Annotated in this window: 22 protein-coding genes; 12 read left to right on the forward strand and 10 right to left on the reverse strand. The window is 74.3% G+C overall.

The window, feature by feature from the left end; genetic code table 11:
• Positions 1–4: 4 nt before the first annotated feature.
• On the forward strand, positions 5–940 hold the full coding sequence (gene tgmB / locus ACF089_RS07200; RefSeq protein ID WP_392022968.1) for an ATP-grasp ribosomal peptide maturase: 936 nt from the start codon (positions 5–7) through the stop codon (positions 938–940).
• Positions 941–1,114: 174 nt separating this feature from the next.
• Positions 1,115–1,570, forward strand: a complete 456-nt coding sequence (locus tag ACF089_RS07205; protein ID WP_392022969.1) for a lamin tail domain-containing protein — start codon at positions 1,115–1,117, stop codon at positions 1,568–1,570.
• 73 nt (positions 1,571–1,643) lie between these two features.
• Here the strand turns inward: ACF089_RS07205 and ACF089_RS07210 are convergent, their stop codons facing one another.
• From ACF089_RS07210 to ACF089_RS07220, 3 genes are all read right to left on the reverse strand, one after another.
• Positions 1,644–1,859, reverse strand: coding sequence for a YbdD/YjiX family protein (locus tag ACF089_RS07210; protein ID WP_392022972.1), 216 nt, complete (start codon positions 1,857–1,859; stop codon positions 1,644–1,646).
• Positions 1,856–3,979 (reverse strand): carbon starvation CstA family protein, encoded by a 2,124-nt coding sequence (locus ACF089_RS07215; protein ID WP_392022975.1) that lies wholly within the window; start codon positions 3,977–3,979, stop codon positions 1,856–1,858. The genes ACF089_RS07210 and ACF089_RS07215 overlap by 4 nt, the downstream gene beginning before the upstream one ends.
• A gap of 272 nt (positions 3,980–4,251) precedes the next feature.
• Positions 4,252–4,512 (reverse strand): DUF3311 domain-containing protein, encoded by a 261-nt coding sequence (locus ACF089_RS07220; protein WP_392022977.1) that lies wholly within the window; start codon positions 4,510–4,512, stop codon positions 4,252–4,254.
• 187 nt (positions 4,513–4,699) lie between these two features.
• On the opposite strand from ACF089_RS07220, the gene ACF089_RS07225 reads away from it, so the two are divergent.
• The 3 genes from ACF089_RS07225 to ACF089_RS07235 are packed head-to-tail and all read left to right on the forward strand — an operon-like array spanning position 4,700 to position 7,148.
• Positions 4,700–6,265, forward strand: coding sequence for a sodium:solute symporter (locus tag ACF089_RS07225; protein WP_392022979.1), 1,566 nt, complete (start codon positions 4,700–4,702; stop codon positions 6,263–6,265).
• Positions 6,262–6,876 carry a sigma-70 family RNA polymerase sigma factor gene (locus ACF089_RS07230; RefSeq protein ID WP_392022981.1) on the forward strand — a complete coding sequence of 205 codons (615 nt, stop codon included), beginning with the start codon at positions 6,262–6,264 and terminating at the stop codon, positions 6,874–6,876. Before ACF089_RS07225 ends, ACF089_RS07230 begins: the two co-directional genes overlap by 4 nt.
• Positions 6,873–7,148, forward strand: coding sequence for a hypothetical protein (locus ACF089_RS07235; protein WP_392022984.1), 276 nt, complete (start codon positions 6,873–6,875; stop codon positions 7,146–7,148). Before ACF089_RS07230 ends, ACF089_RS07235 begins: the two co-directional genes overlap by 4 nt.
• Before the next feature lie 310 nt (positions 7,149–7,458).
• Here ACF089_RS07235 and ACF089_RS07240 read toward each other — a convergent pair whose 3' ends face one another.
• The 4 genes from ACF089_RS07240 to ACF089_RS07255 form a co-directional block, all read right to left on the reverse strand.
• A complete protein-coding gene (locus tag ACF089_RS07240) occupies positions 7,459–8,391 on the reverse strand; it encodes a hypothetical protein (protein WP_392022986.1) in 933 nt (310 codons plus the stop codon).
• Positions 8,388–8,999, reverse strand: a complete 612-nt coding sequence (locus ACF089_RS07245) for an RNA polymerase sigma factor (RefSeq protein WP_392022989.1) — start codon at positions 8,997–8,999, stop codon at positions 8,388–8,390. The genes ACF089_RS07240 and ACF089_RS07245 overlap by 4 nt, the downstream gene beginning before the upstream one ends.
• Positions 8,977–9,234 carry a hypothetical protein gene (locus ACF089_RS07250; RefSeq protein WP_392022990.1) on the reverse strand — a complete coding sequence of 86 codons (258 nt, stop codon included), beginning with the start codon at positions 9,232–9,234 and terminating at the stop codon, positions 8,977–8,979. Before ACF089_RS07250 ends, ACF089_RS07245 begins: the two co-directional genes overlap by 23 nt.
• Before the next feature lie 135 nt (positions 9,235–9,369).
• The gene (locus ACF089_RS07255; RefSeq protein ID WP_392022993.1) at positions 9,370–10,134 is read right to left on the reverse strand and encodes a nucleotidyltransferase domain-containing protein; all 765 of its coding nucleotides are present in this window, start codon (positions 10,132–10,134) and stop codon (positions 9,370–9,372) included.
• 244 nt (positions 10,135–10,378) lie between these two features.
• Here ACF089_RS07255 and ACF089_RS07260 point away from each other — a divergent pair, with 244 nt between their 5' ends.
• The 4 genes from ACF089_RS07260 to ACF089_RS07275 all read left to right on the forward strand — a co-directional run bounded on the left by ACF089_RS07260 (position 10,379) and on the right by ACF089_RS07275 (position 16,400).
• Positions 10,379–11,797 carry a cytochrome P450 gene (locus tag ACF089_RS07260; protein ID WP_392022995.1) on the forward strand — a complete coding sequence of 473 codons (1,419 nt, stop codon included), beginning with the start codon at positions 10,379–10,381 and terminating at the stop codon, positions 11,795–11,797.
• Positions 11,798–12,045: 248 nt separating this feature from the next.
• Positions 12,046–13,389: a cytochrome P450 gene (locus tag ACF089_RS07265; protein ID WP_392022998.1), complete on the forward strand. Its 1,344-nt coding sequence runs from the start codon at positions 12,046–12,048 to the stop codon at positions 13,387–13,389.
• Positions 13,390–13,992: 603 nt separating this feature from the next.
• Positions 13,993–14,856 (forward strand): 23S ribosomal RNA methyltransferase Erm, encoded by an 864-nt coding sequence (erm, locus tag ACF089_RS07270; protein ID WP_392023001.1) that lies wholly within the window; start codon positions 13,993–13,995, stop codon positions 14,854–14,856.
• A gap of 92 nt (positions 14,857–14,948) precedes the next feature.
• Positions 14,949–16,400, forward strand: a complete 1,452-nt coding sequence (locus ACF089_RS07275) for an aminotransferase class V-fold PLP-dependent enzyme (protein ID WP_392023004.1) — start codon at positions 14,949–14,951, stop codon at positions 16,398–16,400.
• A 19-nt stretch (positions 16,401–16,419) separates the two neighbouring features.
• Here the strand turns inward: ACF089_RS07275 and ACF089_RS07280 are convergent, their stop codons facing one another.
• Positions 16,420–18,117, reverse strand: a complete 1,698-nt coding sequence (locus ACF089_RS07280) for an ATP-binding cassette domain-containing protein (RefSeq protein WP_392023006.1) — start codon at positions 18,115–18,117, stop codon at positions 16,420–16,422.
• A gap of 138 nt (positions 18,118–18,255) precedes the next feature.
• Complete coding sequence (locus ACF089_RS07285) at positions 18,256–19,386, reverse strand: epoxide hydrolase family protein (RefSeq protein ID WP_392023009.1); 1,131 nt, start codon at positions 19,384–19,386, stop codon at positions 18,256–18,258.
• 237 nt (positions 19,387–19,623) lie between these two features.
• Between ACF089_RS07285 and ACF089_RS07290 the strand changes: the two genes are divergently transcribed.
• A complete protein-coding gene (locus ACF089_RS07290) occupies positions 19,624–20,751 on the forward strand; it encodes an alpha/beta hydrolase family protein (protein ID WP_392023012.1) in 1,128 nt (375 codons plus the stop codon).
• Between the two features lie 36 nt (positions 20,752–20,787).
• Here ACF089_RS07290 and ACF089_RS07295 read toward each other — a convergent pair whose 3' ends face one another.
• On the reverse strand, positions 20,788–21,237 hold the full coding sequence (locus tag ACF089_RS07295) for a PPOX class F420-dependent oxidoreductase (protein WP_392023014.1): 450 nt from the start codon (positions 21,235–21,237) through the stop codon (positions 20,788–20,790).
• A gap of 169 nt (positions 21,238–21,406) precedes the next feature.
• On the opposite strand from ACF089_RS07295, the gene ACF089_RS07300 reads away from it, so the two are divergent.
• Together ACF089_RS07300 and ACF089_RS07305 are read left to right on the forward strand one after the other, a co-directional pair.
• Entirely contained in the window at positions 21,407–22,324 is a 918-nt protein-coding gene (locus tag ACF089_RS07300; RefSeq protein ID WP_392023016.1) for an N-acetyltransferase, read from the forward strand.
• 280 nt (positions 22,325–22,604) lie between these two features.
• Positions 22,605–25,082, forward strand: coding sequence for a penicillin acylase family protein (locus tag ACF089_RS07305; RefSeq protein WP_392023018.1), 2,478 nt, complete (start codon positions 22,605–22,607; stop codon positions 25,080–25,082).
• The last annotated feature ends 191 nt before the right edge of the window (positions 25,083–25,273 follow it).

The following is a 25,273-nucleotide window of genomic DNA, read 5'->3' on the forward strand; positions in this document are numbered from 1 at the left end:
CGCGATGACCGTACTGATCCTGACCTGTGAGCAGGATGTGACCGCGGACATGGTGGTGGCGAAGCTCCACACGAGAGGCGTCCCCCTCGTCCGGTTCGACCCCGCCGACATTCCCGGCGAGGGAGCGCTCTCGGCGGAGTACGTCCGGGGCGAGTTCCGCGGCTATCTGTCGACGGGCGGGCGCGTGGTGAGCATGGACGGCCTGCGCTCCGTCTGGGTGCGCAGGCCCGGCGAACCGGCCGCGCACGCCCCCGAACCCTCCGCCTGGCTCTCCGCCGAGAGCGGCCAGGCGCTGTACGGGATGCTCGACTGCACCGCGGCCCGCTGGATGAACGAGCGGGGCGCGGCGGCCAGGGCGCGGCTGAAACCGTGGCAGCTGCGCCTCGCCCACCGCAGCGGCTTCCCGGTGCCCGCCACGGTCGTCACGACCTACCCCCGGGTCGCCCGGCAGTTCGCCGACCAGTACCGGCATGTGGTGGTCAAGGCGGTGTCGGGCAGGCCGCCGGGCGATCCGCCGATGGCGCTGCCCACCACCCTGGTGCCGGCCGACGCGGACTTCGCCGAGGTGGCGGCGGGGCCCACACTCCTTCAGCGGTACATCGCCAAGAGCGCCGACATCCGGCTCACCGCCGTCGGCGAGGAGATCTTCGCCGCGCGCAAGGCCGCCGAACCGGGCCAGGTGGACGGCCGGTTCGGTGACACGGGCCACACCTGGGAGCCGGTCGAGGCGACGGCCCGGGTCCGGCGCTCCGTCGCCCGCTATCTGGAGCTGGCCGAGCTCGCCTACGGGGCCTTCGACTTCGCGGAGGACGCCGAGGGGACCTGGTGGTTCCTGGAGTGCAACCAGGGAGGGCAGTTCGGCTTCGTCGAACTGGAGACCGGACAGCCGATCGCGGACGCCGTCGCGGGCTGGCTGAGCGCGCCGGGTGAGGCGGAGTGAGCCGGGGCCGGCCCGGGCGGGACCGGGGGAGGGATGGTGGAGGATCGCCGGACGGAGACATAAATCCTCCACACTTCAACGAAATATTCTCCACGGCATATGGTTTGTGCATACGCTGAGCGCCTGAGCCGGGCCCGACAGTGGGGGGCGCCCGGCCCGAAGTGAAGGGTGCTCATGCGTCACACGCGTTCCATCGCCGCTGCCGCCGTCGCGGTGAGTTTCGGAGGGCTCGTTCTGCTGCCCTCGCCCGCGCACGCCGCCAAGGGATCCGTACATCTGTACAAGATCTACTACGACAGCCCGGGCGAGGACAACCGAGGCAACTCCAGCCTGAACGGCGAGTACGTCCAGATCCGCAACACCACCAAGTCGGCGGTGAACCTCAAGGGCTGGGTGCTCAGCGACAAGGCGAACCACAAGTACGTCTTCGGCGCGTACACCCTCGGCAAGGGCAAGACGGTGACGATACGCACCGGCAAGGGGAAGAACACCTCCGCGACCCGGTACCAGGGCCGGCGCGCCTATGTCTGGAACAACGACAAGGACACCGCCACCCTGAAGAAGGGCTCGGGGGCCAAGGTCGACGCCTGCTCGTACAACTCCACCAGGGTCGACTACAAGATGTGCTGACCGGCCGCCGCCGCTCACGACCGTGCGCCCGCTCCCGGGAAGGGGGCGGGCGCACGGTCGTTCCGGGGCCGGATCAGCAGCAGCGGGAGCGGGGCCGCTCCTCCTGACGCCGCACCAGCAGCCGCTGGAACTCGCGCGGGGTCGGCGGCTCGGCGCCGGGGTGCTCCCGGCGGTGCCGCTCGCAGTACCGGTCGTACGCGCTCTCGCCGGTCAGCTCGCGCAGATACCAGTGGACCGCGCGCAGCCCCCGGCCCAGCGCCGCCGTCCAGGCGGCGGGCACGGCGCTCACTCGCGCACCCCGGCGAGCGGCTCGGCCGCCGGGTCGTCCAGCCGCGAGGCCACATAGGGGGCCTCGCTGGTCGGCGGCGGCGTGGGGGAGAGCCGGGCGCGCACGCACACCACCGCCGCGTTGACGATGACGACGGTCACCAGCACCACGAAGATGATGATCAGCACCCCGTCGACGGTGGAGTTGGTGACGATGGTGTGCATGTCGTCCATGCTCTTGGCGGGCGACAGCTCGGTGCCCGCGTCGATGGCGTCGGCGTACTTGTCGCGCTGCGCGAAGAAGCCGACCCTGGGGTCGGGCGAGAAGACCTTCTGCCAGCTCGCCGTGAAGGTGACGGCGACGGTGAAGGCGAGCGGCACCCCGGTCACCCAGGCCCAGCGGAACCTGCCCGACTTGATGAGCAGGGTGGTGGCGACGGTCAGCGCGATCGCCGCCAGCAGCTGGTTCGCGATGCCGAAGAGCGGGAAGAGCTGGTTGATCCCGCCGAGCGGATCGGTGGCGCCGGCGTAGAGGAAGTACCCCCACCCGGCCACCACCACCGCGCTCGCCAGCCAGATGCCCGGCTTCCAGTTGACCCGGCCGAGCGGCTTCCACACATTGCCCAGCATGTCCTGGAGCATGAAGCGCCCCACCCGGGTCCCGGCGTCGACGGTCGTGAGGATGAACAGCGCCTCGAACATGATGGCGAAGTGGTACCAGAACGCCTTCATCCCCTCGCCGCCGATGACGTCGGAGAAGATCTGCGACATGCCGACCGCGAGCGTCGGCGCGCCGCCGGTGCGGGCGACCAGGGTGCTCTCCTCGACCGCCTTGGCCGCCGCCGTCAGCTCCTCCGGCGAGATGGTGAATCCCAGATTCGCCACGGCCTGGGAGGCGGACTCCACGCTGGAGCCGAGCATTCCGGCCGGGGCGTTCATCGCGTAGTACAGACCGGGGTCGAGCACGGACGCGGCGATCAGCGCCATCACGGCGACGAACGACTCCATCAGCATCGCGCCGTAGCCGATCATCCTGACCTGCGACTCCTTCTCGATCAGCTTCGGCGTGGTGCCGGAGGAGACCAGGGCGTGGAAGCCGGAGAGCGCGCCGCAGGCGATGGTGATGAAGAGGAACGGGAAGAGCGAACCCGCGAAGACCGGACCCTGGCCCGAGGAGGCGAAGGACGTGATGGCGTCGGCCTGGAGGGTCGGCGCGGCGAACACCACACCGAGCGCCAGCAGCGCGATGGTGCCGATCTTCATGAAGGTGGAGAGGTAGTCGCGCGGCGCGAGCAGCATCCACACGGGCAGCACCGAGGCGACGAATCCGTAGCCCACGAGACAGAAGACGAGCGTGGTGGGGCTGAGGGTGAAGGTGTCCGCCAGCGACGAGTTCTCGATCCAGCCGCCGCCGACGATCGCGAGCAGCAGCAGGACGACACCGATCAGACTGGTCTCCAGCACCCGGCCCGGGCGCATCACATGCAGATAGAAGCCCATGAAGAGGGCGATCGGGATGGTCATCGCCACCGAGAAGGTGCCCCACGGCGAGTGCGCGAGAGCGTTCACCACGACCAGCGCCAGCACCGCCAGCAGAATGATCATGATGATGAAGACGGCGATGAGGGCCGCGGCCCCGCCCACCTTCCCGATCTCCTCACGCGCCATCTGCCCGAGGCTCTTGCCGTCCCGGCGCATCGACAGGAACAGGACCACCATGTCCTGCACCGCCCCGGCGAAGATCACTCCGAAGACGATCCAGATGGTGCCGGGCAGATATCCCATCTGCACCGCCAGCACCGGACCCACCAGCGGTCCCGCACCCGCGATGGCCGCGAAGTGATGGCCCAGCAGCACCCGCCGGTCGGTGGGCTGGTAGTCCACCCCGTCGTTCAGCCGCTCGGCCGGGGTCGCCCGGGTGTCGTCGGGCCGCAGCACCCGGGTCGCGATGAACCGGGAGTAGAACCGGTAGGCGATGGCGTACGAGCCCAGGGCCGCGCCGACGAGCCAGACGGCCGAGATCTCCTCGCCCCGGGCGAGGGCCAGCACACCCCAGCAGACCGCGCCGACGAGGGCGACGGCCGTCCACAGCAGAATCGTTTTCGGATGGGCCCGCGAAAGGGGCGTGGATGACCGGGACACACTGGCTCCTCAGAAGTGACGGCAGAGGCTGACGGCTGACTCGACGGACTGACGTGGGTGACGGATTGACGGACTGAGGTAGGTGACGGACTGACGTGGTGACGGACCGGCGGTCCGGCGTAGGTGACGGACTGACGCGCGTACTGACGGACTGGCGGGGGGACTTACGGTGTGACGGGGGGACTGACGGTGTGACGGGCGGGCCGGGACCGGGCCGGCGGACCGGCGCGCGGGCGGGCCCGTGCCCCCGCGCCCGGCGGTGCGTTGGACGCTCAGCGGTCCGGCCCCCGGCGCTCGCCGGACCCCGCCCGTCGGGTGAGCCGATGGGCGGCGAACATCGCCAGCGCGCACAGGGGAACCCAGGCGAGCTGGTACCAGTAGAAGAACGGCACCCCCGCCAGCCGGGGCAGCTCCCGCGCGTACCAGGGCACCCACAACAGGGCGACGACCGGCGCGAGCAGACAGACCCCGGCCGCCCCTCGGCGGACCGCCGTCCCTCCGCCCGACCCCGCCCGGCGGCCGTTTCCCGTCATGGATTCCTCCCTCGTCGTCCGATCCCGGCCCCCTGACGAGGGCCGGTCTGTGGAAGAGTTGCCGATCTCCGCGGTTTGGTTGACACGAGAGGGCGGGAGATTTCCGTGCTCTCGGCCGCGGACACGACCAACAGCTCGGAGAGGCCCGGAGCGTGACCCGCCCGGTGCGCAGCACGGACGGTGAACCATGACCGAAGCAGCCGCGGCCGCGGCCTTCCTCGCCGTCGTCGGCGCGGCCTCGCTGCTGGCCGCGCGGGCCCGCCGGCTCCACGCCCGGGACACCCTGCCCGCGCTGGAGGGCTGGGCGCTCGCCGACCGCGGCCTCGGCGCCGGCTGGAGCTGGCTGCTGCTGGGCGGCACGATGTTCACCGCGTACACCTTCACCGCCGTCCCCGCCCTCGCCTACGGCAACGGCGCGCCCGCCTTCTTCGCCGTTCCCTACACGGTGATCGTCTGTCCGCTGGCCTTCGTCCTGCTGCCCCGGCTCTGGTCGGTCGCCCGGGACGGCGGCTATGTCACCGTCGCCGACTTCGTCCGCGCCCGCTACGGCTCACCGCCGCTCGCGCTGGCCGTCGCGCTCACCGGCATCCTCGCGACCATGCCGTATCTCGCGCTCCAGCTCCTCGGCATCCGCGCCGTGCTCGCCGCGGGCGGCGTCGGCGACTCCTCCGTGCTCACCGGCGACCTCGCGACCGCCGTCGTCTTCGCCGGACTCGCCGTCGCCACCTACCGGCACGGGCTGCGCGCCCCCGCGCTCATCTCCGGTCTCAAGGCCGTCGCCGTCTTCGGCTCCGCGGCGGCCGCCGGCTGGCTGGTCCTCGACCGTTTCGGCGGCCCCGGCGCGCTCTTCGCCGCCGCGTCCGCCCGGCTCGGCGACCGGGGCGGCCCGCAGGCGTCCCTGCTGCTCGCCGACGACCAGCGGCTCGCCTTCGCCAGCCTCGCCCTCGGCTCCGCGCTCGCCCTGCTGATGTACCCCCATGTGCTGACCGCCGCCTTCGCCGCCTCCGGACCCTCGGCCCTGCGCCGGGTCTGTGTGGCGCTCCCGGCCTGGACCGCGGTGCTCGCCCTGTTCGGACTGCTGGGGATAGCAGCCGTCGCCGCCGGGGTGCGCGTCCCGGGCCCCGGCGCGGAGTCGGCGGTGCCGATGCTCGTCGACCGGCTGATGCCGGCCCCCCTCACCGGGCTGGTCCTCGGCGCGATCACGGTGGGGGCCCTGGTCCCGGCGGCGGTGATGTCGGTGGCGGCGGCGACCTCCTTCGTACGGAACGTGTACGTCGAGTACGTCCACCCCACCGCCACCCCCAAGCGGCAGGTGCGGATCGCCCGGGCGGTCTCCCTCGCCGCGAAGGCGGGCGCCGTGGCCTTCGTCCTCGGCCTGCGCGACCAGGCGGCGATCAATCTCCAACTCCTCGGCGGCGTCTGGATCCTCCAGATCTTCCCCGCCGTCGCGATCGGCCTCTACACCCGCCGGCTGCACCACCGGGCCCTGCTCCTGGGGTGGGCGGCCGGCATGGTCTTCGGTACGGTCATGGTCGTCCGGCAGGGTTTCTCCCCGGTCGTCCCGCTGGGCCCCGGCGGCCACACCGTGGAGATCTACGCCGGACTCGCCGCCCTCGTCCTCAACGCGGGCGTCGCCGTCATCGGCACCGCCCTGCTGCGGCGGTGGGGCGTCCCGGCCCGCCCCGACACCACCCCCCTCGCCGTACGAACCCACCAACGGCCCCGGCCCCAGACGGGAACCAGCTCCCCATGAGAAGGACATCGCGCGCCGCCCGCACCCTGTTCCCGCCGGCCCGCTCCGCCGCCCCGGCGGAGCCCGCCGTACGGTCCGCGCGCCCCGCGGCCGCCGAGACCGCCGGCGCCGACCCCGCCGAACAGGAACGGGAGGCGGCCCTGGCCCGTCTCTTCGAGGAGCACTACACCTCGATGCTCCGTCTCGCCGCCCTGCTCGGCGCCGACGACCCCGAGAACATCGTCGCCGAGGCCTACTACGAGATCTACCGCAAATGGCGCAGGCTCCGCGACGCCGACCGCGCCGAGTCCTATCTGCGCTCCGTGGTCTGCAACCTCACCCGGATGCGCATACGCCACCTCCAGATAGTCCGTAAGCATGCCGAGGCCCCGATCGCCGAATGGGCCGTCTCCGCCGAGTCCACCGCGCTCCTCCACGACGACCAGCGGGCGCTGATCACCGCCCTGCGGAAACTGCCTCCCCGGCAGCGCGAGGCCCTGGTGCTGCGCCACTGGATGGGCCTCAAGGAAGGCGAGATCGCCACCGCCATGGGAATCTCCACCGGATCGGTCAAGACGCACACCGCGCGAGGCATCGCCGCACTGACCCAGGGGCTGGAGAGCCGCCGATGAACGGCCAGGACACCGAACGCAGGCTGCGCGAGGCCATGGAGGCGCTCGCCGGACAGGTGCACCCCGCGCCCGACGCCTATCGCACCGCGCGCGGCGAGTGGCACCGCCGGGAACGCCGCCGCAGGCTCGTCCTCACCGCCCTGGTCGCCGCCGTCTTCACCCTCGCCGTCGTGGCCGGGGTGTGGGTGCTCAACTCCGCCCCGCCCGGACCCGTCCTCGACCACGGGCCCTCCCCGGCGCCGACGGCCCCGGCCGCGCCGCCCGGAGACTGAGCGGCCGGTGGCCCGTATCCCGCACCCGCACCGCACCGCACCGCACCGCACCGGAGCTGACCGGACCAGACCGCGCTGGACCGGACCAGAGCCGACCGGATCAGACCGCACCGGATCAGAGCTGACCGGATCAGACCGGACCGTACCGAATCGGCCCGGACCCGCCCCGATGGGGAAGCGGCCACGCGGTCGGGCCACCCCCGCGCCGCCGGGCACCGCGCCGCCGGGCACCGCGCCGCCGGGCGCCGCGCCGGTGGGCCGGTGGGCCGAGGCGGGACCCGGCGGCCGGGACCCCGGGGCCGAACAGCCCTCAGAGATCGGCCGCCACCGCGCTGCCGTGCGGCTCGGGCCCCACCACCAGCACCCCCAGCTCGTCGTCGGTCGCCGCGGACGCCCGCCACATGCGCTCCTCCCACCCCGGCGGCCAGCGCGTGCCCGCGTCCCAGCGGACGCCCGCGAGCCCGACCCCGTCCAGGACCACCTCCCGCAGATCCGCCCCCCGGAAGTCATGGCCCGCCTCCTCGGCCTCGGTGACCGCGCTCAGCAGCGAGAGCGCCGAGCGGTACGCCAGCTCCAGATCCCCGGCGAGATCCTCGGCCACCTCCAGCGCGCCCGCGAAGGAGACGTCCTCCTCGTCCAGCCGGGGGAGCAGCTCGGCCTCCAGCAGGGCGAGCGACGCGCGGGTCTCGTCCATCAGCCGGGCCGCGCGCCCCGCCAGCAGCGCCTGCGCCAGCTCCGGATAGTCGTACCCCGTCAGCGCGGCGGGCAGCCGAGGGGCCCGGGGCAGCGACAGCACCCGCTCCAGCTCCTCGCCCGCCCGGGCGAGCGCGGCCCGGGCCGAGTCCGGCGGCCGGCCCGCCGCCAGCCGCGCCGTCAGCTCCCGTACCGCCTCCAGCGCGCGGTGGACGGTGTCGTCCAGCTCCTGCGGCCAGTGGGCCCGCGCGACCCGCAGCGTCTGCTCGCGGTACTTGAGCCGGACCGCCGCGGGGTGCCCCATCAGTCCATTGCCGCCCGGCCCGCCCGGCCTGCGGGCCGGCGCCGCCGAACCCCGCCGGCCCGTGCGGCGGACCACGGCGGACAGCGTCTGGCGGTGCGCCGCCGCCAGCAGCAGACCCAGCGCCCGATCCGGATCGCGCGGCTCCGGCGGCCCCCCCTGGCTCATCAGCCCGTCGTAGACGGCGATCCCGAGCCCGTGGTGCGCCGCCGCCAGCAGCGCGTCCAGCCGTTCGTCCCCCCTGGTCACAGCTCCCCCTCCGCCTGCCCGGCGCCGTCAGGACCCTCCAGCCCGAGCCGCGCCTTGAGCGCCGCCCGGGCCCGGGCCAGGTTCTGGCGCACGGCCTCCGGCGTGATCCCCATCGCCCCCGCGCTCTCCTGGGTGGTGAAGCCGTCCAGATTCCACGCCAGCGCCGCCCGCTGCTTGGCGGGCAGGCCGAGCAGCAGCTCGATCACCCGGCGCTCCTCCGCCCCCAGCTCCGCCGCGTGCGCCGGACTCTGCCAGTGCGCGGTGCGCACCTCGGGGAGGTGACCGCACGGATCCTCCGGCCGCACCTGCTGCCGCAGCCAGGAGCGCCACGCCACCGTGCGCAGCCACGACTTGGGACGGGAGATGCGGACGCCAGGACGGCACATCTGGGTGAAGGCGTCCTGGGCCGCGTCCTGCGCCTCGGTCCACGACGCCCCGCTGAACAGCAGGAAGCGCACCAGCCCCGGATACTCGGCCTCGTGCAGCTCCGCCGCGAGGTCCTTCCCCGGCAGTGCGGCCGGCGGCGCGGCCGGCAGCGCTCCGGACAGCGCCCCCGGAGCCGGCGGAGCCCCGGTGAGGCGCAGTTCAGCGCTCGGCGCGTCCTCCACGACGGTTCACCCCGGCTCCGCCGAACGGGACCGTGGCCCGAAGCTCTCCGACCGGCGTCGCGCCGAGGTCCGGCCGCCGGGGCGTGCCGCCGGGGCCCGAGGGCCGGGCCCCCGCGAGCGTCCGCACCACGATGTCCGTCACCGCGCGCTCCAGCGCCCGCCGCGCCGCGCCCACCACGCTCCACACGGCGCCCGCCACCACGATCGCCGCCGCCCCCGTCACCATCACGTCCACGAAGTCCTCCTGACACCCCGTCGGCGACCGCCCGTGCGGCGCCGTCCCTCCTCAGTGCGCGACGGACGCGAAAGTGTGACATCGCCCGGCGGACCCGTTGCCCGGCCTTCCCGCTCCCGGTGCGCCTACGGTCCGTCAGCGCCGGGGACCGCCGGCCACGCGGTCGATCGCCGGACCCAGGAAGGCGCGGGTCAGATCCGCCCTGCGCCTGATCCACTCCGGGGAGACCGGCTCCGTACCCCCCTCGCCGTACCGCCGCCGCCGGATGTCCCCGACCACCTCGGCGGGCGCGTCCAGCCCGTCGACGAGGACGTCGAGCGCCTCGGCCTTGCTGATCAGCGCGCCCGTCTCCAGGGTCACCGAGGCGCGCGCCAGGGTCAGCAGACCGAGATCGACCCATACGTCCTGCCGCCACAGCCTGCGCTTGCGCACCAGGGGCCGCCAGTAGCCCCGCAGTTCCCCGGCGACGAAGTCCGCCAGCGCCTCGTCGCTCACCGGCGGCAGCAGTTCGCCGGGCGGCGCGCCGTGCAGCACCACCCCGAACCGGTGCAGTTCACAGCGGGTCACCTCGGTCACGGGCCGCCGGTACAACTCCTCGTGCGCCCAGGCGAGATGGGGCCGCGCCGGATCGGCCAGCTCGCCGACCGGCAGATAGCCGCAGTGCAGCTTCGCCGCGAGCGGCAGCTCCCGCCGCAGCCGCCGGTGTGCCGCCGCCAGCCGGACCCGCCCGGCCGCCGTGACGGGCCGCTCCAGCACCGCGATCAGATCGAGATCGCTGCGGCCCTCCCGATAGTCCCCGCCGCCCAGCGAACCGTGCGCCCACAGCGCGCGGGGTGACAGTAATTCCCGGATCTCGCCCGTGAATCGGCGCATCAGTTCAGTCGTCGCCCGATCGGTCATGACACCAGTCTGCGACAGCCCGTCAGGCGCCGGGGAAGGGGCCCGGACCAGGGCGGCACGACGGCTTGTCCGGTCGCGACGGAACAGGGATATGCTGCCAGCGGCTCAGGATCTTGTATGACCGCAGCAGGGTCTGCGGCCGCTGCGGTCCCACGCCGGAAGAGATGTTCGTGAGCGCCCCGCCGGGAATCTCCGCGACCGCGTCCGCCCGCGCGGCGCTCCCCACCTTGGCTTCGGAGGCCTTGTGACCACCCCGCGCCCAGACGTCCCCCGCGACGCTTCCGCACTCGTGCCGCCGCCCGGCTGCCCCGCGCACAACATGGGCCCCGACGGACTGCACAGGCTCTACGGGCCGGTGGCGGAGAGCAACCCCCGGGCGCTGTACGAGATGCTGCGCCGGGAGTACGGTCCGGTCGCGCCGGTGCTCATCCAGGGCGATCTGCCCGCCTGGCTCGTCCTCGGCCACCGCGAGAACCTCGCCGTGGTGCGCACGCCCTCGCTCTACACCCGGGACTCGCGGGTCTGGTCGATGTTCCTGGAGGGCCGGGTCGCCCCCGACTCCCCGCTGATGCCCATGCTCGAATGGAAGCCGCTGTGCGTCTTCACCGACGGCGACGAGCACGCCAGGCTCCGCCGCGCCGTCACCGACGGGCTCTCCCAGTTCAACCGTCACGGGGTGCGCCGCTACGTCACCCGCCACACCCGCCAGCTGGTCGCCGCCTTCGCGGCCTCGGGCGAGGCCGATCTGATCCGGGACTACGCCGAGAAGCTCCCGATGCTGGTGATGACCCAGCTGCTCGGCATGCCCGAGGAGAACGGCCCCCGGCTGGTCGACGCCTCCCTCGATCTCATGAAGGGCAGCGAGACCGCCCTCGCCAGCAATGAGTTCGTCGTCGACACGCTGCGCGGCCTGGTGCGCCGCAAGACCCGGCGGCCCGGCCGCGACCTCGCCAGCCGGCTGATCACCCATGAGTCGGGGCTCAGCGAGGACGAGGTCGTCGAGCATCTGCGGCTCGTGCTCGTCGCCGCCAACGAGACCACCGTCAATCTGATCGCCAACACCCTGCGGCTGGTCCTCACCGACCGCCGGTTCCGCGCCAGTCTCTCCGGCGGTCAGATGACCCTGCCCGACGCCCTGGAGCAGGTGCTGTGGGACGCCCCGCCGCTCTCCACCATCCCCGGCCGGTTCGCCCTCGGGGACACCGTGCTCGGCGGCCGCCGGATCCGGGCCGGGGATCTGCTCATGCTCGGCCTGGCCGCCGGGAACACCGATCCGGAGATCCGGCCCGATCTGTCGACGCCCGTCCACGGCAACCGGTCCCATCTCTCCTTCAGCAGCGGACCGCACGAATGCCCCGGCCAGGACATCGGCCGCGCCATCGCCGACACCGGCATCGACACCCTGCTCACCATGCTGCCCGGCATCGAACTCGCGGTCTCCGAGGCCGAGCTGGAGACCAGCGCCGCCTGGCTGAGCGAGCGGGTGGAAGCCCTGCCCGTACGGTTCACCCCGCCCCGCTCCGAGGGGGCGGACCCCGACGCGGACCCGGCCGCCCCGGGGCACGGCTCCCAGCCGCTGCCGGCCGCCGCCGACCCGGCCCCGGACGCGCGGGCCGGACAGGGAGCCAGGTCGCGCCCCTGGTGGAAGCCGGGCCGCGGCTGACCGCCGGCCCCGGCCGGAAGTGGATTCCTGGGAGTGGGCGCCGGTGAGCGCGGGATCCTCACCGGCGCTTCGGCATGTCGTCGCCGCGTCGGGGCACGAGCGCGGCGAGTGACTCTGGGAACGGAGGTGACCGGTGAGTACGATGCCTCGTAGTCGATCAGTCACCGTCCGTGCGGCCCGTCGTGCGCGCGCCGCCGGACACCTGTCGCGACCCGGCGGCGGGCCGATCCAGCAGAGGAGTCCACCAGTTGTCCGCTGGTCCGCAGCAGATACCCGGCGCGCCGGGAGCGCTCCCGTTCATCGGTCACACCCTCAAGCTCGGGCGTGACCCGCTCGGCTTCCTGACCTCGCTGCGGCGGACGGGGCGGCTGGTCAGGGTCAGACTCGGCACGATGCCCGTGTACTTCGCCACCACCGCCGAACTGATCCACCAGGTCACCGTCGCCCAGGCCCGCTCCTTCGAGAAGGGCCGGCTCTACGACCGGGTCCGCCCGCTCTTCGGGAACGGTCTCGCCAACGCGGGCGGCGAGCACCACCGTACCCATCGCCGTCTCATCCAGCCGATCTTCCACCGCACCCGGATCGCCGGGTACGCGGAGGTGATGAGCCGGCACGCCGTCGAACTCGCCGAGTCCTGGACCGACGGCCAGCGCATCGCCGTCGAACGCGTCATGGGCGACTACACCGTCGCCACCCTCAGCGAGACGATGTTCTCGGGCGACTTCGGCCGCCCCGCCATCGAGGCGGTGCGCCGCGATCTGCCCGTCATCCTGAAGAACGTGCTGGTACGGGCCGCCTCGCCGCGTTTCCTGGACGCGCTGCCGATCCGTCCCAACCGGGACTTCGACCGGGCCAGGGACAGCATGCGGAGCATCATCGACGAGGTGGTGGCGACCACCCGGCGCGAGGGCTGGAGCGGACGGCACGATCTGGTGTCGCTGCTGCTCGACGCCCGGGACGAGGAGACCGGGGCCGGGCTGAGCGACGAGGAGATCGGCGACGAGCTGGTCACGATCCTCTTCGCGGGCACCGAGACCACCGCCTCCACGCTCAGCTGGGCCTTTTACGAACTGGCCCGGCACCCCGAGGCCGAGCGGCGGGTCCTGGACGAGATCGACGAGGTCGTCGGCGCCGGGCCGGTCACCCTGGACGCCGTGCCGCGGCTGGAGGCCGTCCGGCGGGTGCTGGACGAGGTGATCCGGCTGCACGGCGTCACCCTGCTGATGCGGCGCACCATCGAGCCGGTGGACCTCGGCGGCTACCGCATCCCGGCCGGGGCCGAAGTCGCCTTCAGCCTCTACGCCGTGCACCGGGACCCGGCCCTCTACAGCGACCCCGACCGCTTCGACCCGGACCGCTGGCTGCCCGAGCGGCGCGCGGCTCTTCCCCGTGAGGCGTTCGTCCCGTTCGGCGCGGGCAACCGCAAGTGCATCGGCGACGCCTTCGCCTGGACCGAGGCCGCCATCGCGCTGGCGACGATCCTCGCCCGCTGGCGGCTCCGCCCGGTGGACGGGCACACCACCCGCGAGGCGGCCTCGGCGATGGCCCACCCCGACCATGTCCCGATGGTGGTCCGGGCGCGCCGGAGCTGACACGGCGTCCGCCCGACGGCGCACGCCGCCGGGGTGCGGCGGAGCCGGGACCGGGGGGCGGGGACCACCGGCCCGGCTCCGCCACGGGCCGCTCCCCGGGCACGGCCGACGGCGAGAACTCCGGCCGTGCGAGCCCGCGCCACCGCCACGACCGCGCTGGACCGGCCCCACCACGAGGTCCACCGCCCGTTCCGCCACAGAGGCCGATCGCCCCGGGTGCGCCGGGCCGGCGCTCGCACGCTCGGCCAGGCGCCGCTCGCGTGAAACGGCGGCGGTGCGGGCGGCGGCCTTCTCCGGGAGCACGCCCGGCACCCGGGTCCGGCACCCGGGTCCGGCATCGGCACCGGCCCCGGCGTCGGCACCCGGCGTCGGCACCCGGCCAGGATCCGCCGGGCGCCGGGCGTAATCCGGTTGAGGAGCGTGATCAACGCCGCTAGATTCGCTCCCATGTGTGCCTTCGCCATCACCCGCACCCGCCGCTCCTAGCGGCGGACCGGCCCCTCACGCGGGCCCCTTTCCCGCCGCTTCAGCGCGTCCTCGCCGAGCGGCCGTCCAGAGTCTCACGCTGCCCGGCTCCTTCCTTGAAGCCGTGGAGTCACCCCCGTGCGCACCCATCGCCCAGGCCGTCATGAACTCGGCCAGAACTTCCTCGTCGACACCGCCACGATCGACACCGTCGTGGGCCTCGTCGCCCGCACCGACGGTCCGCTCGTCGAAATCGGCGCCGGAGACGGCGCCCTGACCCTTCCCCTCCAGCGGCTCGGCAGGCCGCTGACCGCCGTCGAGATCGACGGCCGGCTCGCCGCGCGGCTGGCCCGCCGCACCGCCGCGCCGACCCGGATCGTCCACGCCGACTTCCTGCGCCACCCCCTCCCGCCGACCGCGCACGTACTCGTCGGCAATCTGCCCTTCCACGCGACCACCGCCATGCTCCGTCACGTCCTGGCCGCACCCGGCTGGACCGACGCCGTCCTGCTGGCGCAGTGGGAGGTCGCCCGCCGCCGCGCCGGTGTGGGCGGGGCGACGATGATGACCGCCCAGTGGTGGCCCTGGTACGCCTTCGGCCTCGGCGGCCGGGTCTCCGCCGGGGCCTTCCGGCCCCGCCCGGGCGTCGACGGCGGGATCATCACCCTCGGCCGCCGCGCCGAACCGCTCGTCGGGGCGGCCGACCGGGGGCGCTATCAGGACCTGGTGCGCCGGGTGTTCACCGGAGAGGGCCGGGGGCTCGGCCGGATCGTCGCCGCCGCCGCGCCCGACGTGCCCCGGCGGCACATCGAGGAGTGGCTGCGCGAGCACCGCCTCGGAGCCGGGACGCTGCCCGGGCGGCTCACCGCCGGACAGTGGGCCGATCTGTACCGGCTCGTCGCCCCGGCCCGGGCCCGGACGGGCGGTCCGGGGCCGGTCGCGCCGGCGGGCCGCCGCCCCCACGCGCCCGCCGGACGGCGCGGACACCGCCCGCGGCCCTGAGGCCGAGGCGCGAACGGGCCCGGCCCGGCGTTCTTGCCGCCGCGCCGGGCCCGGCCGCATGCTGGGAACCGGGGAGCCGGACAGGGGATGGAATGACCGAGAACGTCCATGAGACCGACAGCCGACATATGCCCGGGAATCACCCCGAAGGCCCCGGCGACCGGGACGGCTTCGCCCGGATACGGGCCGTCGAGTACGGCTACCTCGACGAGACCCGCCACATATACCTCGACCACACCGGCGCGGGCCTCCCGGCCCGCAGCCAGCTCAGCGCCCAGACCGACCGTCTCACCCGGGGCGTCTTCGGCAATCCCCACACCGACAGCCCGGCCTCCGCGCCCACCACCGCGCTGGTGGACGAGGCCAGGGAGCGGGTGCTGCGCTTCGCCGGGGCCGATCCCGCCGAGTACACCGTCGTGTTCACCCCCAACGCCACCGCGGCCTGCCGGCTCGTCGGCGAGGGCTATCCCTTCCGCAGACGGCGCGCCGAACTGCTGCTCACCCTCGACAACCACAACTCCGTCAACGGACTGCGGGAGTTCGCCCGCGCCCGTCGCGCGCCGACCACGTACATCCCCCTGGCGGGCCCCGAGATGAGGGTCGCCGACGAGGCCGTCGACGCGGCGCTGCGGGGACGGCGCGGCGGGCGCGGGCTGTTCGCCTTCCCGGCGCAGAGCAACTTCAGCGGGGTGCGCCATCCGCTGGAGTGGATCCCCCGCGCCCGGGAGCGCGGCTGGCACGTCCTCCTCGACGCCGCCGCGTTCGCCGCGTCCAACCCGCTGCGACTGAGCCGCTGGGGAGCCGACTTCACCGTACTGAGCTGGTACAAGGTGTTCGGGTTCCCCACCGGCGTGGGGTGTCTGATCGCCCGCACCAGCTCGCTGGCGCTGCTGCGCCGGCCCTGGTTCTCCGGCGGCACGATCCAGGTCGTCAGCGCGCTCGGCCGGTGGCACCGGTTCGCCGCCGGGGCGGCCGCCTTCGAGGACGGCACGGTCAACTTCCACGCCATCCCCGAGGTCCGCACCGGGCTCGACTGGATCGAGTCCATCGGCGTCGAGGCGGTCCACGACCATGTCGCCCGGCTCACCGCCCGGCTGCTGACGGGACTCGCCGGGCTGCGGCACAGCGACGGCCGGCCGCTGACCCGGCTGTACGGGCCCCGCACCACGGCGCGGCGCGGCGGCACCGTGGCGCTCAACGTCCTGGACGCCGGCGGCTCGGTCGTGGACGAGAGGATCGTCGCCCGGGACAGCTCGGCGGCCCGCATCTCGCTGCGGACGGGGTGCTTCTGCAATCCGGGCGCGGGCGAGGCGGCCTTCCAGATCGCCGCGGACGCGCTGCGGCGCACCGGCCGCGACCGTACCGCGGTGACCATGGAGGACTACCTCGCTCGGCTCGGTCTGCCCTCCGCCGGGGCGATCCGGGTGTCGGTCGGCCTCTCCTCCAACACGGCCGACGTGGACGCCCTGCTGCGGTTCCTGGAGGACGCCTACCGGGACCGGTCGCCGTCGCCGGACGGCCTCGTGCCGAGAACGGGCTGCTGAGGCGGGCGGGCGCCGAGGCTCAGCGTCCGCCCGCCCCGCCGGTGAGCGGCCGGGCGAGGGTGGGGCACCGCCGGTGCAGCACCCACCCGGCCGCGACCAGGAAGCAGACGGTGAAACCGGCCAGGATCAGCCAGCGCGACCAGGGGGCGTGGGCGAAGGTCTCCCCGTACGAGGCGAGCAGCGGCGGGCCCAGCGGTGAGGCCCCCCGGGTCCACAGCCCCTCCAGGTCCGCCGCCGAGCCCAGCGCCTCGAACGCCCAGCGATTGGTCATCGCCGCGCCGATCCACTGTCCGGCCGAGGCCATCAGGGGCACCGGGACGAACGCCCCCGAGAACAGCACCTGGGGGAAGCACAACAGCGGAAGCATCAGCGCCGCCTGGCCCGGGTCCGAGACCGCCGCCGAGGTCAGCAGGCCCAGCGCCAGCCCGGCCGCCGAGGCCAGCGCGCTGGTGACGAAGAGCGAGGCGTAGACCCCGGCCCCCGCGTCGGGGAGCCGGTCGCCCGCGCGCAGCACCGCGAGCAGCAGACCGTCCGCGAGCGCCAGGACGGGCAGCAGCAGGGTGACCTTGGAGGCGAGATAGGGGCCCAGCCGCAGGGCGGTGAGCCGCTCCCGGCGGACCACGGCCAGTTCGGCGCAGATCTGGAGGAGGCCGTAGGCCAGCCCGAAGAAGAACGCCCCGAACGCGATCCAGAACAGCACCATCGCCGTGGACGAGGGGCTGGGCCGCGCGGGGTCGAAGACGCCGGGACGGAAGAGCAGCGCGAACATCGCCACGATCATCAGCGGGGAGCCCACCATGATCGCGGCGGAGAGCCGGTCGCGGCGCAGCAGTTCGCCGCCGCGCCGGGTGAGCAGCAGCCATTGGGCGAAGGCGCCGGGGCCGGGCCGCCGCCCGGTCCGCCGGGGCGGTCGGGGCGGTCGGGGCGCGGGCGGGACGGGGGAGCGGCCGGGCCCCGGGGCGGGCCGGGGCGGCGGCGCGTCGGCGACCGCCGCGTACACCTCGGTGAAGTCGTCCGTGCCGAAGCGGCTCAGCACCTCGCCGGGCGGTCCCGCGTGGGCGGGGACGCCGTCGGGGGAGAGGAAGACGATCCGGTCGCAGCGGGCGAGGTCGGCGGGGGAGTGCGTGGTCAGGACCACGGTGACCCCGCCGGCCGCGAGCCGGGCGAGGGTGTCCATCAGCCGGGCGCCGGTCGCCGGGTCGAGGCCCGAGGTCGGCTCGTCCAGGAAGAGCGCCCGGGGCCGGGTCAGCAGCTCCACCGCGATGCCCGCCCGTTTGCGCTCGCCGCCGCTGAGGGTGCCCACGCTCTGCCCGGCGCGCGCCGCGAGCCCCAGCTCCCCCAGCACCCGGTCGACGGACTCCTCCCGCGCGCCGCGCAGCCGGGCCGCGTACACGAGGGCGCGCCGCAGGCCGAGCCCCCGGTGCAGGATGTCGTCCTGGGGTACGTAGCCGAAGGGCACGGCGGCGTCGGCCGGTTCGAGTCCGTCGTGGCGGACCTGTCCGCCGGTCGGCCGCCGCAGCCCGGCCAGGGTCTCCAGGAGCAGCGTCTTTCCCGCGCCGCTGCCGCCCGCGATCGCGGTGATCCGGCCGGGCTCCGCCTCCAGGTCGACCCCGCTCAGCACCTCCCTGCCGCCCCGCAGCCGCAGGCCCGCTCCCGCGGCCTGGATCAGCGCCCCGCCCGCCGCGATTCGTCCGGTCTCCGTCACCCGTGCACTCACCGTCCCGGCCGCCCCTCGACCCGGCACCGTACACGGGGACCGGGCGGCTGCCCGAGCCCTGCCCCGCCGCCGGACCGGGCACACCTGGGGAGGGCCCGGCGGCGGCGAATTCACTCGGGCGGGTCGGCGCGGGCCGCCTCAGCGGACCCGGTCGAAGAAGGCGCGGACGTCCGCCGCGAGCGCGTCGGGGAGCTCCATCGCCACGAAGTGCCCGCCGGGGTTGGACTCCGGCCAGTGGATGACCGTGTTGTGCCGCTCGGCCAGCCGGCGGATCGCGGGCGGCCCGCAGTACACGCCGGACGGGACCTTCGACTGACCGCGCGGCCAGCGGAAGCGCTCGTTCTCGTACATGAACCAGGAGGAGGAGCCCGAGGTGCCGGTGAACCAGTACACACAGGCGTTGGTCAGCAGAAGCTCCCGGTCGATGGCCTGCTCGGGCAGCTCGACGTGGGGGTGGAACTCCCGGAACTTCTCCATCAGCCAGGCGAGCTGGGCCACCGGCGAATCGTTCCAGCCGTAGGAGAACGTCTGCGGCGAGGCCCGCAGCAGGGTGTGGTGGTCGACCCCGCCGTTCTCGGTCCACTCCAGCATCCGCTCGTACAGCGCCCGCTCGTCCGGTTCGAGCAGCGGGACGTCCTCCGGCTCGGGAAAGCCGAAGCCGCCGTTGACGTGTACGCCGACGACGCGGTCGGGCGCGGCCTCGGCGGTCGCCGGGGCGAGATAGGCGCCGAGGTCGCCGCCCTGGACGCCGTAGCGCTCGTACCCCAGCACGTCCATCAGCCCGGCGAAGATCCGGCCCACCCGCTCGGCGCTCCAGCCGGTGTCCCGCGGCGGCGCGGAGAATCCGAAGCCGGGCACGGAGGGAACGACCACATGGAACGCCTGGGCGGGGTCCGCGCCGTGCGCGCGCGGGTCGGCGAGCCGGTCGACGAGGTCGGTGAACTCCACGAAGGAGTTGGGCCAGCCGTGGTTCAGCAGCAGCGGCAGGGCGTCCGGCTCGGGGGAGCGGACCTGGAGGAAGTGGATGTCCTGGCCGTCGATCTCGGTCATGAACTGCGGGAAGCGGTTCAGCCGGGCCTCGTGCTCCCGCCAGTCGTAGCCGGTGCGCCAGTGGGCGGCCAGCTCCTTCAGATACTCCACCGGCACCCCGCGGCTCCAGCCCCCGCCGGGGAGCGGGCGGGGCCAGCGGGTGCGGTCGAGCCGCTCGTGGAGATCGTCCAGATCGGCCTGCGGGATCTCGATGCGGAAGGGACGGATCCGGTCGTTCACGGCTCTCCTCGGCTCTCGGTCGCGCCCCCGGGGCGCTCCCCGGTGACAGAACGAAGGTAGGCGGGCAGTAGGTCGGAGGATGTCCTAGATGGGCGGCGGACCCGACGAGGAATCAGGGAGCGGCCCGTCCCGGCGGGGGATTCCGGCAGGTCCGGACTCTCCCGTCAATTGGTCCGTACCCATTAGGGTGTCCGGTGATCCGGGCGCACCCCGTGCCCGGGACTCCCGGAGGCGCCGGTGCTCGCCCGTCGTTCCCTGCTGCTCACCGCCACCGGCGCCGCCGCGGCCGCCCTGTCCACCGCCGGAACGGCCGCCGCCTCCCCGGCCGGCGGACCGCTGCCGCTGCCCCGGGCGACCGGGCCGCACCCCGTCGGGACCCGCGCCCTCCCGCTGACCGACCGCACGCGCACCGACCCCTTCGCGGCCCGCCCCGGACCGCGTGAGCTGATGGCCCAGCTCTGGTTCCCCGCCCACCGCCCCCCGGGACGGCCCGCCGGGTACGCCGACGCGCCCACCGCCGCCGTCCTGGAGGCGGACTGGGGCGTACCGGCGGGCTCCCTCGCCCGGGTGACCACCGGGGTCCGCGCCGCCGGACGCGCGCCCGTCCGGCCCACCCTGATCCTGCTCAGCCACGGCCGGGGCTCCGTCCGCGCCCTGACCACCTCGCTCGCCGCCGAACTCGCCTCGCACGGACATACGGTGGCGGCCCTGGACCACACCCATGACGCCGCCGCCGTCGCCTTTCCGGACGGCCGGCTGATCCGCGGCAATCTGCCCTCCGCCCCCGACGACTGGGACGCGCAGGACCGGTTGGAGACCTCCGTGCGCGCCGCCGATCTGCGCTTCGCCGCCGATGAGCTGACGGCCCGCCGGACCGCTCCCGTGCGCGTCGGGATCCTCGGCCACTCCATGGGCGGCGCGGCGGCGGCCGAGGCGATGCGCCAGGACCGCCGCTTCGCCGCCGGGCTCGACCTCGACGGCGGCCTGTTCGGCACGGCCGTCGCCGACCAGGGCCTGGACCGGCCCTTCCTGCTGCTCAGCTCGTCGCCCGACCACGACACCTGGGCCCGCTGGCGGGCCGCCCACCACGGCTGGGGCCGCCATCTGCACCTGGCCGGCGGCGGGCACCTCAGCGCGACCGATCTCCCGCTGTACGCCGAGGCCATCGGCCTGCGCGAGAGCCGGCCCGCGCCGCTGTGGCGGGAGATGCTGGGCGACATCGCCCCGGACCGGGCCGCCGAGATCGTCCGGGCCGTCGCCGTCGCCTTCTTCGGCCGTTTCCTCGCCCACCGCCCGGCCCCGCTGCTGCGCGGGCCCTCGGCCCGCTTCCCGGAGCTGGACTTCCGCTGGAGCCGGGGCCGCTGAGCCCGGCCCACCGGCCGGGCTCCGGCGGTCCCGGTCTCAGCCGGTCCCGGGCTCCGGCGGCAGCACCCCCGCAGGGAACCGCTCCACGCCGACGATCCGGCGCGCGTGCGACGGCTCGATCAGCACACTCACCCGCCGCTCGCCCGGCACCCGCAGCTCGAACCGCTCCGTCCCCAGATACTTCTGCGCCAGCAGATCGATGTCCCGGTCCGCCTGCGCCCCCTCCACGAACCGCACCGCCCGCCCCCGGATCTGCACCCGGTCGTACGGATCGTCCTTGGCCGTGTGGGACAGATACAGCCGGGGATCATGGCGGAGATTGCGCTCCTTGACCCGCCCCACGGCCGTGTTGAACAGCAGCAGATCGTCCACCGTGCCCAGCCACATCGGACTCACATGCGGCGCGCCGTCCGGGCGGACGGTCGCCACGAACCAGATATGGGCCCCCGCGACCCGCGCGCGAATCTCCGGACTGATCACGCTCATACGCCACCTCTCCCTGCCAACGTGCTCCCGGCGCCCCTGCGGACGCGCGCGAGCGTGCGACGGCTCACCCTGACGACGGGCGAGCGCCCCGATGAGGGAATGCTAAGGTCATCCGCGTACCGCACCTCATGGCGGCCCCTCCCCACCGTAGATCCACGGAGGCCCAGCCATGTCCGCATCCCCGAGTGTGCGCCCCTTCCACCGCGAAGACCGCGATCAGCTCACCGTTCTCGTCAACGCGCACGCCGCCGCCGTCGTTCCCGGCGTGACCGTCTCGGTCAACACCGTCCTCAGCAGCCTGGAGCGCTGCCCGGAGGAGTACGTCACCGACCCGTGGGTCGCCGAGCGCGCCACCCTCGTCGCCGAGCACGAGCGGCAGATCGTCGCCGCCGCCCATCTGCTGCGGTACCGCAACGACCCGGACGTCGGCGAGGACTACCGGGACACCGGGCACATCGCCTGGTTCGTCCACTTCCCCCGGCCGGACGGCGCCGCCGCCGAAGACCCCGCCGATCTGCTGCTCACCGCCTGCCTGGCCCAGCTCACCCGCTGGCACGTCCGCGCCCGCCTCACCGACGGGCAGCTGCCCGCCCCCGGCGTCTACGGCGTCCCCGAGCAGTGGCCCCATGTGCGCGCGTCCCTGGAGCGCGCCGGATTCGTCCACACCGGGCACGTCGAGACGCTGCTGATCGCCTCCGTCGCCGAACTGCCCGCCCCCGCGGCCGCACCGCTGCCGGGACTGACCTTCCACCGCACCCTCGGCGAACTCGGCACCCGCCTCACCGCCCGGCTCGACGGCGAGCCCGTCGCCCACATCGAACTCGACACCAACCTCGAACGGCCCGAACGGCACGCCCGCTCCGGCGGCATCGCCGACATCGCCGATCTCGAACTGCCCGACGACCCCCACCCCGAACTCCTCGGCCGGCTCCTCGGCGAGGCCCGCCAGTGGCTGACCCTCTGCGGCTGCGACCGGCTCCTCTCCTACGCGACCGACGACGAGACCGAGGAGATCGCCGGGCTCGCCCGGCACGGCTTCCGCCACCTCACCCGGACCGCGCGCGGCTGGGAGCACCGGCCCGCCTGACGGCGGCCCGGGGCGTGGGCCCCGCACCCGGCGGGGCCCACACCCGCCACGGACTCCGCCGACCGGCCGCCGCGGCCGAGGCGTCCCCACCCGCTCGTCACGGGGTCCGGAACGCGCCGCGGAAGCCGAGGGAAGGCGCGGCGAAGCCACTGTGAAGACGCAGATCAGGGCCGCCGAGTTCCGTCCTTGACAAAGAGAATTGACTCCTGATGGGTTGTTGTGGGCCCCGCGTCACCGGGGCCCGCAACCACCCGTGCTCAGCACTGAGTTGGGAGACCTTTTGCTCTTCCGTACGCCCTCCGGGGCCCCTTCGGGAAGACTGCGCCGAGGCGGCCGAATCCGTACCCTCGCCATCGCCGCCATCGCTCTGACGACCACCGCGGCGACCCTCGCGCCCACGGCCGCCGCCACCGACGGCCGTTCCGGCGACCGGGTGTCCGTGGCGAGATCCGGCTCGCTCTCCGCCACCATCCGCTACACCGAGTACGGCATCCCGCACATCACCGCGGACGACTACACCGACCTCGGCTTCGGCTCGGGCTGGGCCCAGGCAGCCGACCAGGTGTGCGTCCTCGCGGACGGCTTCGTCACCCTGCGCGCCGACCGCTCCCGCCACTTCGGAGCCGAGGCGGAACCCGAGGCCGCCCTCTCCGGGGGCAAGGACAACCTCACCAGCGACCTCTACTTCCAGGGGCTGCGGAACACCCGCACGGCCCAGAAGCTCTTCGCCGAGCCCGCCCCGCGCGGACCCGGCCGCGAGGTGAAGGACCTGCTCCGCGGCTGGGCCAGGGGCTACAACGCCTGGCTCGCCCAGAACGAGATCGACGACCCCGCCTGCCGGGGCGAGTCCTGGGTGCGCCCGGTCACCGTCGACGACCTGGTCCTGCTCTCCCACGCGGTGACCGCGACCGCCGGACAGGTGATGGCCACCGACGGCATCGTCGCCGCCACGCCGCCGTCCGGCGACCGCGCCCGCTCCGCGCGCGGCGCGGCCGCCGACCCGGACGAGGCAGCCCGGGGCGCGCGGGAACTCTTCGACCGCGCCCGCGGCACCATGGGCTCCAACGCGGTGGCCTTCAACGGCGACACCACCGCGAACGGCCGCGGACTGCTGCTGGGCAACCCGCACTACCCCTGGCAGGGCGGCCGCCGCTTCTGGCAGTCCCAGCAGACCATCCCCGGCGAACTCAACGTGGCCGGCGGCTCGCTGCTCGGCTCGCCGGTCGTCAACATCGGCTACAACGACCGCGTCGCCTGGAGCCACACCGTCTCCACCGGCACCCCGATGAACCTCCACGAGCTGAAGCTCGACCCGAAGGACCCCACGGTCTACCTGGTCGACGGCGAACGCGAGCGGATGAAGAAGCGGACCGTCACCGTCCGGGTCAAGGACGGCTCTCCCGTCACCCGTACCCAGTGGTGGACCCGGTACGGACCGGTCGTCACCGGACTCGGCCGGGGGCTGCCGCTGCCCTGGACCGCCGAGCGGGCCCACGCCATCGGCGACCCCAACGCCGCCCACATGCGCTTCTTCGACACCTCGCTCGCCTTCGGCAAGGCGCGCAGCACCGCCGGACTCCTCGCGGGACTCCGCCGCACCCAGGGCCTGCCCTGGGTGAACACCGTCGCCGCCGACTCCCGGGGCGGCAGCCTCTTCACCCAGTCCCAGGTGCTCCCCAGGATCACCGACTCCCTCTTCGAGCGCTGCTCCACCGAGCTGGGACGCGCCACCTACCCGGGCGCCGGTCTCGCCGTGCTCGACGGCTCGCGCACCGAGTGCGCGCCCGGCACCGACCGCGACGCCCTCCAGCCCGGCACCTTCGGCCCGAAGAACATGCCGACGCTGAAGAACGCGCCGTACGCCGTCAACTCCAACGACAGCGCCTGGCTCGCCAACGCCGACCGGCCGCTGCGGGGCTACCAGCGGATCTTCGGCGACATCGACACCACCCGCTCGCTGCGCACCCGGGGCGGCGTCGAGGACGTGTCGGCGATGGCCGCCCGCGGCCGGCTCACCGTCGAGGACGTCCAGCGGCTCCAGTTCGCCAACCGCGTCCCGGCCGGCGACCACGCGGCCGCCGGCGCGGCCCGCGCCTGCGCGGCGCTGCCCGGCGGGCGGGCGGTCGCCACGGACGGGACGTCCGTCGACGTCTCCGCCGCCTGCGGTGTGCTGGAGCGATGGGACCGGACGGTCGACGCGGACAGCCGGGGAGCGCTCCTCTTCCAGCGGCTGTGGGAGCGGCTGAGGCGGGTTCCGGCACAGGAGCTGTGGAAGGTCCCGTTCTCGCCCGCCGACCCCGTCGGCACCCCGCGCGCGCTCGACACGGACACGCCCGCCCTGGCGAAGGCCCTGGCGGACGCCGTGCAGGAGCTGCGCGCCATGGGCGCGGCGCTGGACGCCCCCTGGGGCGAGCACCACTTCGTCGAGCGCGGCGGGACGCGGATCCCCGTGCACGGCGGCCCGCACCAGCTCGGGGTGTGGAACATGATGGTCGGGGTCTGGAACCCGGCGGGCGGCGGATACACGGAGATGGTCCACGGCTCCAGCCACATCCAGGCGGTCACCTGGGACGGCTCGCGGTGCCCGGTGGCCCGGACCCTGCTGACGTACGGACAGTCCTCCAACGTGCTGTCCCCGCACTCCAGCGACCAGACCCGGCTGATGTCCCGGGAGAAGTGGGTGACGCCGCGGTTCTGCGAGAAGGACATCCTCGCCTCGCCGGAGCTGAAGGTGGTCACGGTGCGCGAGCGCCGCTGATCGGCCACGACGGCCCGCACCCGTCGGCCGACGGCCGGCGAACGGACCGGAGCCCCGCCGTCCGCCCCGAGAAGGGCGGACGGCGGGGCTCCGCCGGTTCCGGTCCGGCCGCCGTGCCCCGGCCGCCGTCGTGCCGAAGGCCCCCGGCGGAGGCTGGGTCAGGGACGCCGCCGCCGGGGGCCTTCGGGATC

It is taken from the genome of Streptomyces sp. NPDC014894, assembly GCF_043080985.1.
Taxonomy (GTDB): Bacteria; Actinomycetota; Actinomycetes; order Streptomycetales; family Streptomycetaceae; genus Streptomyces.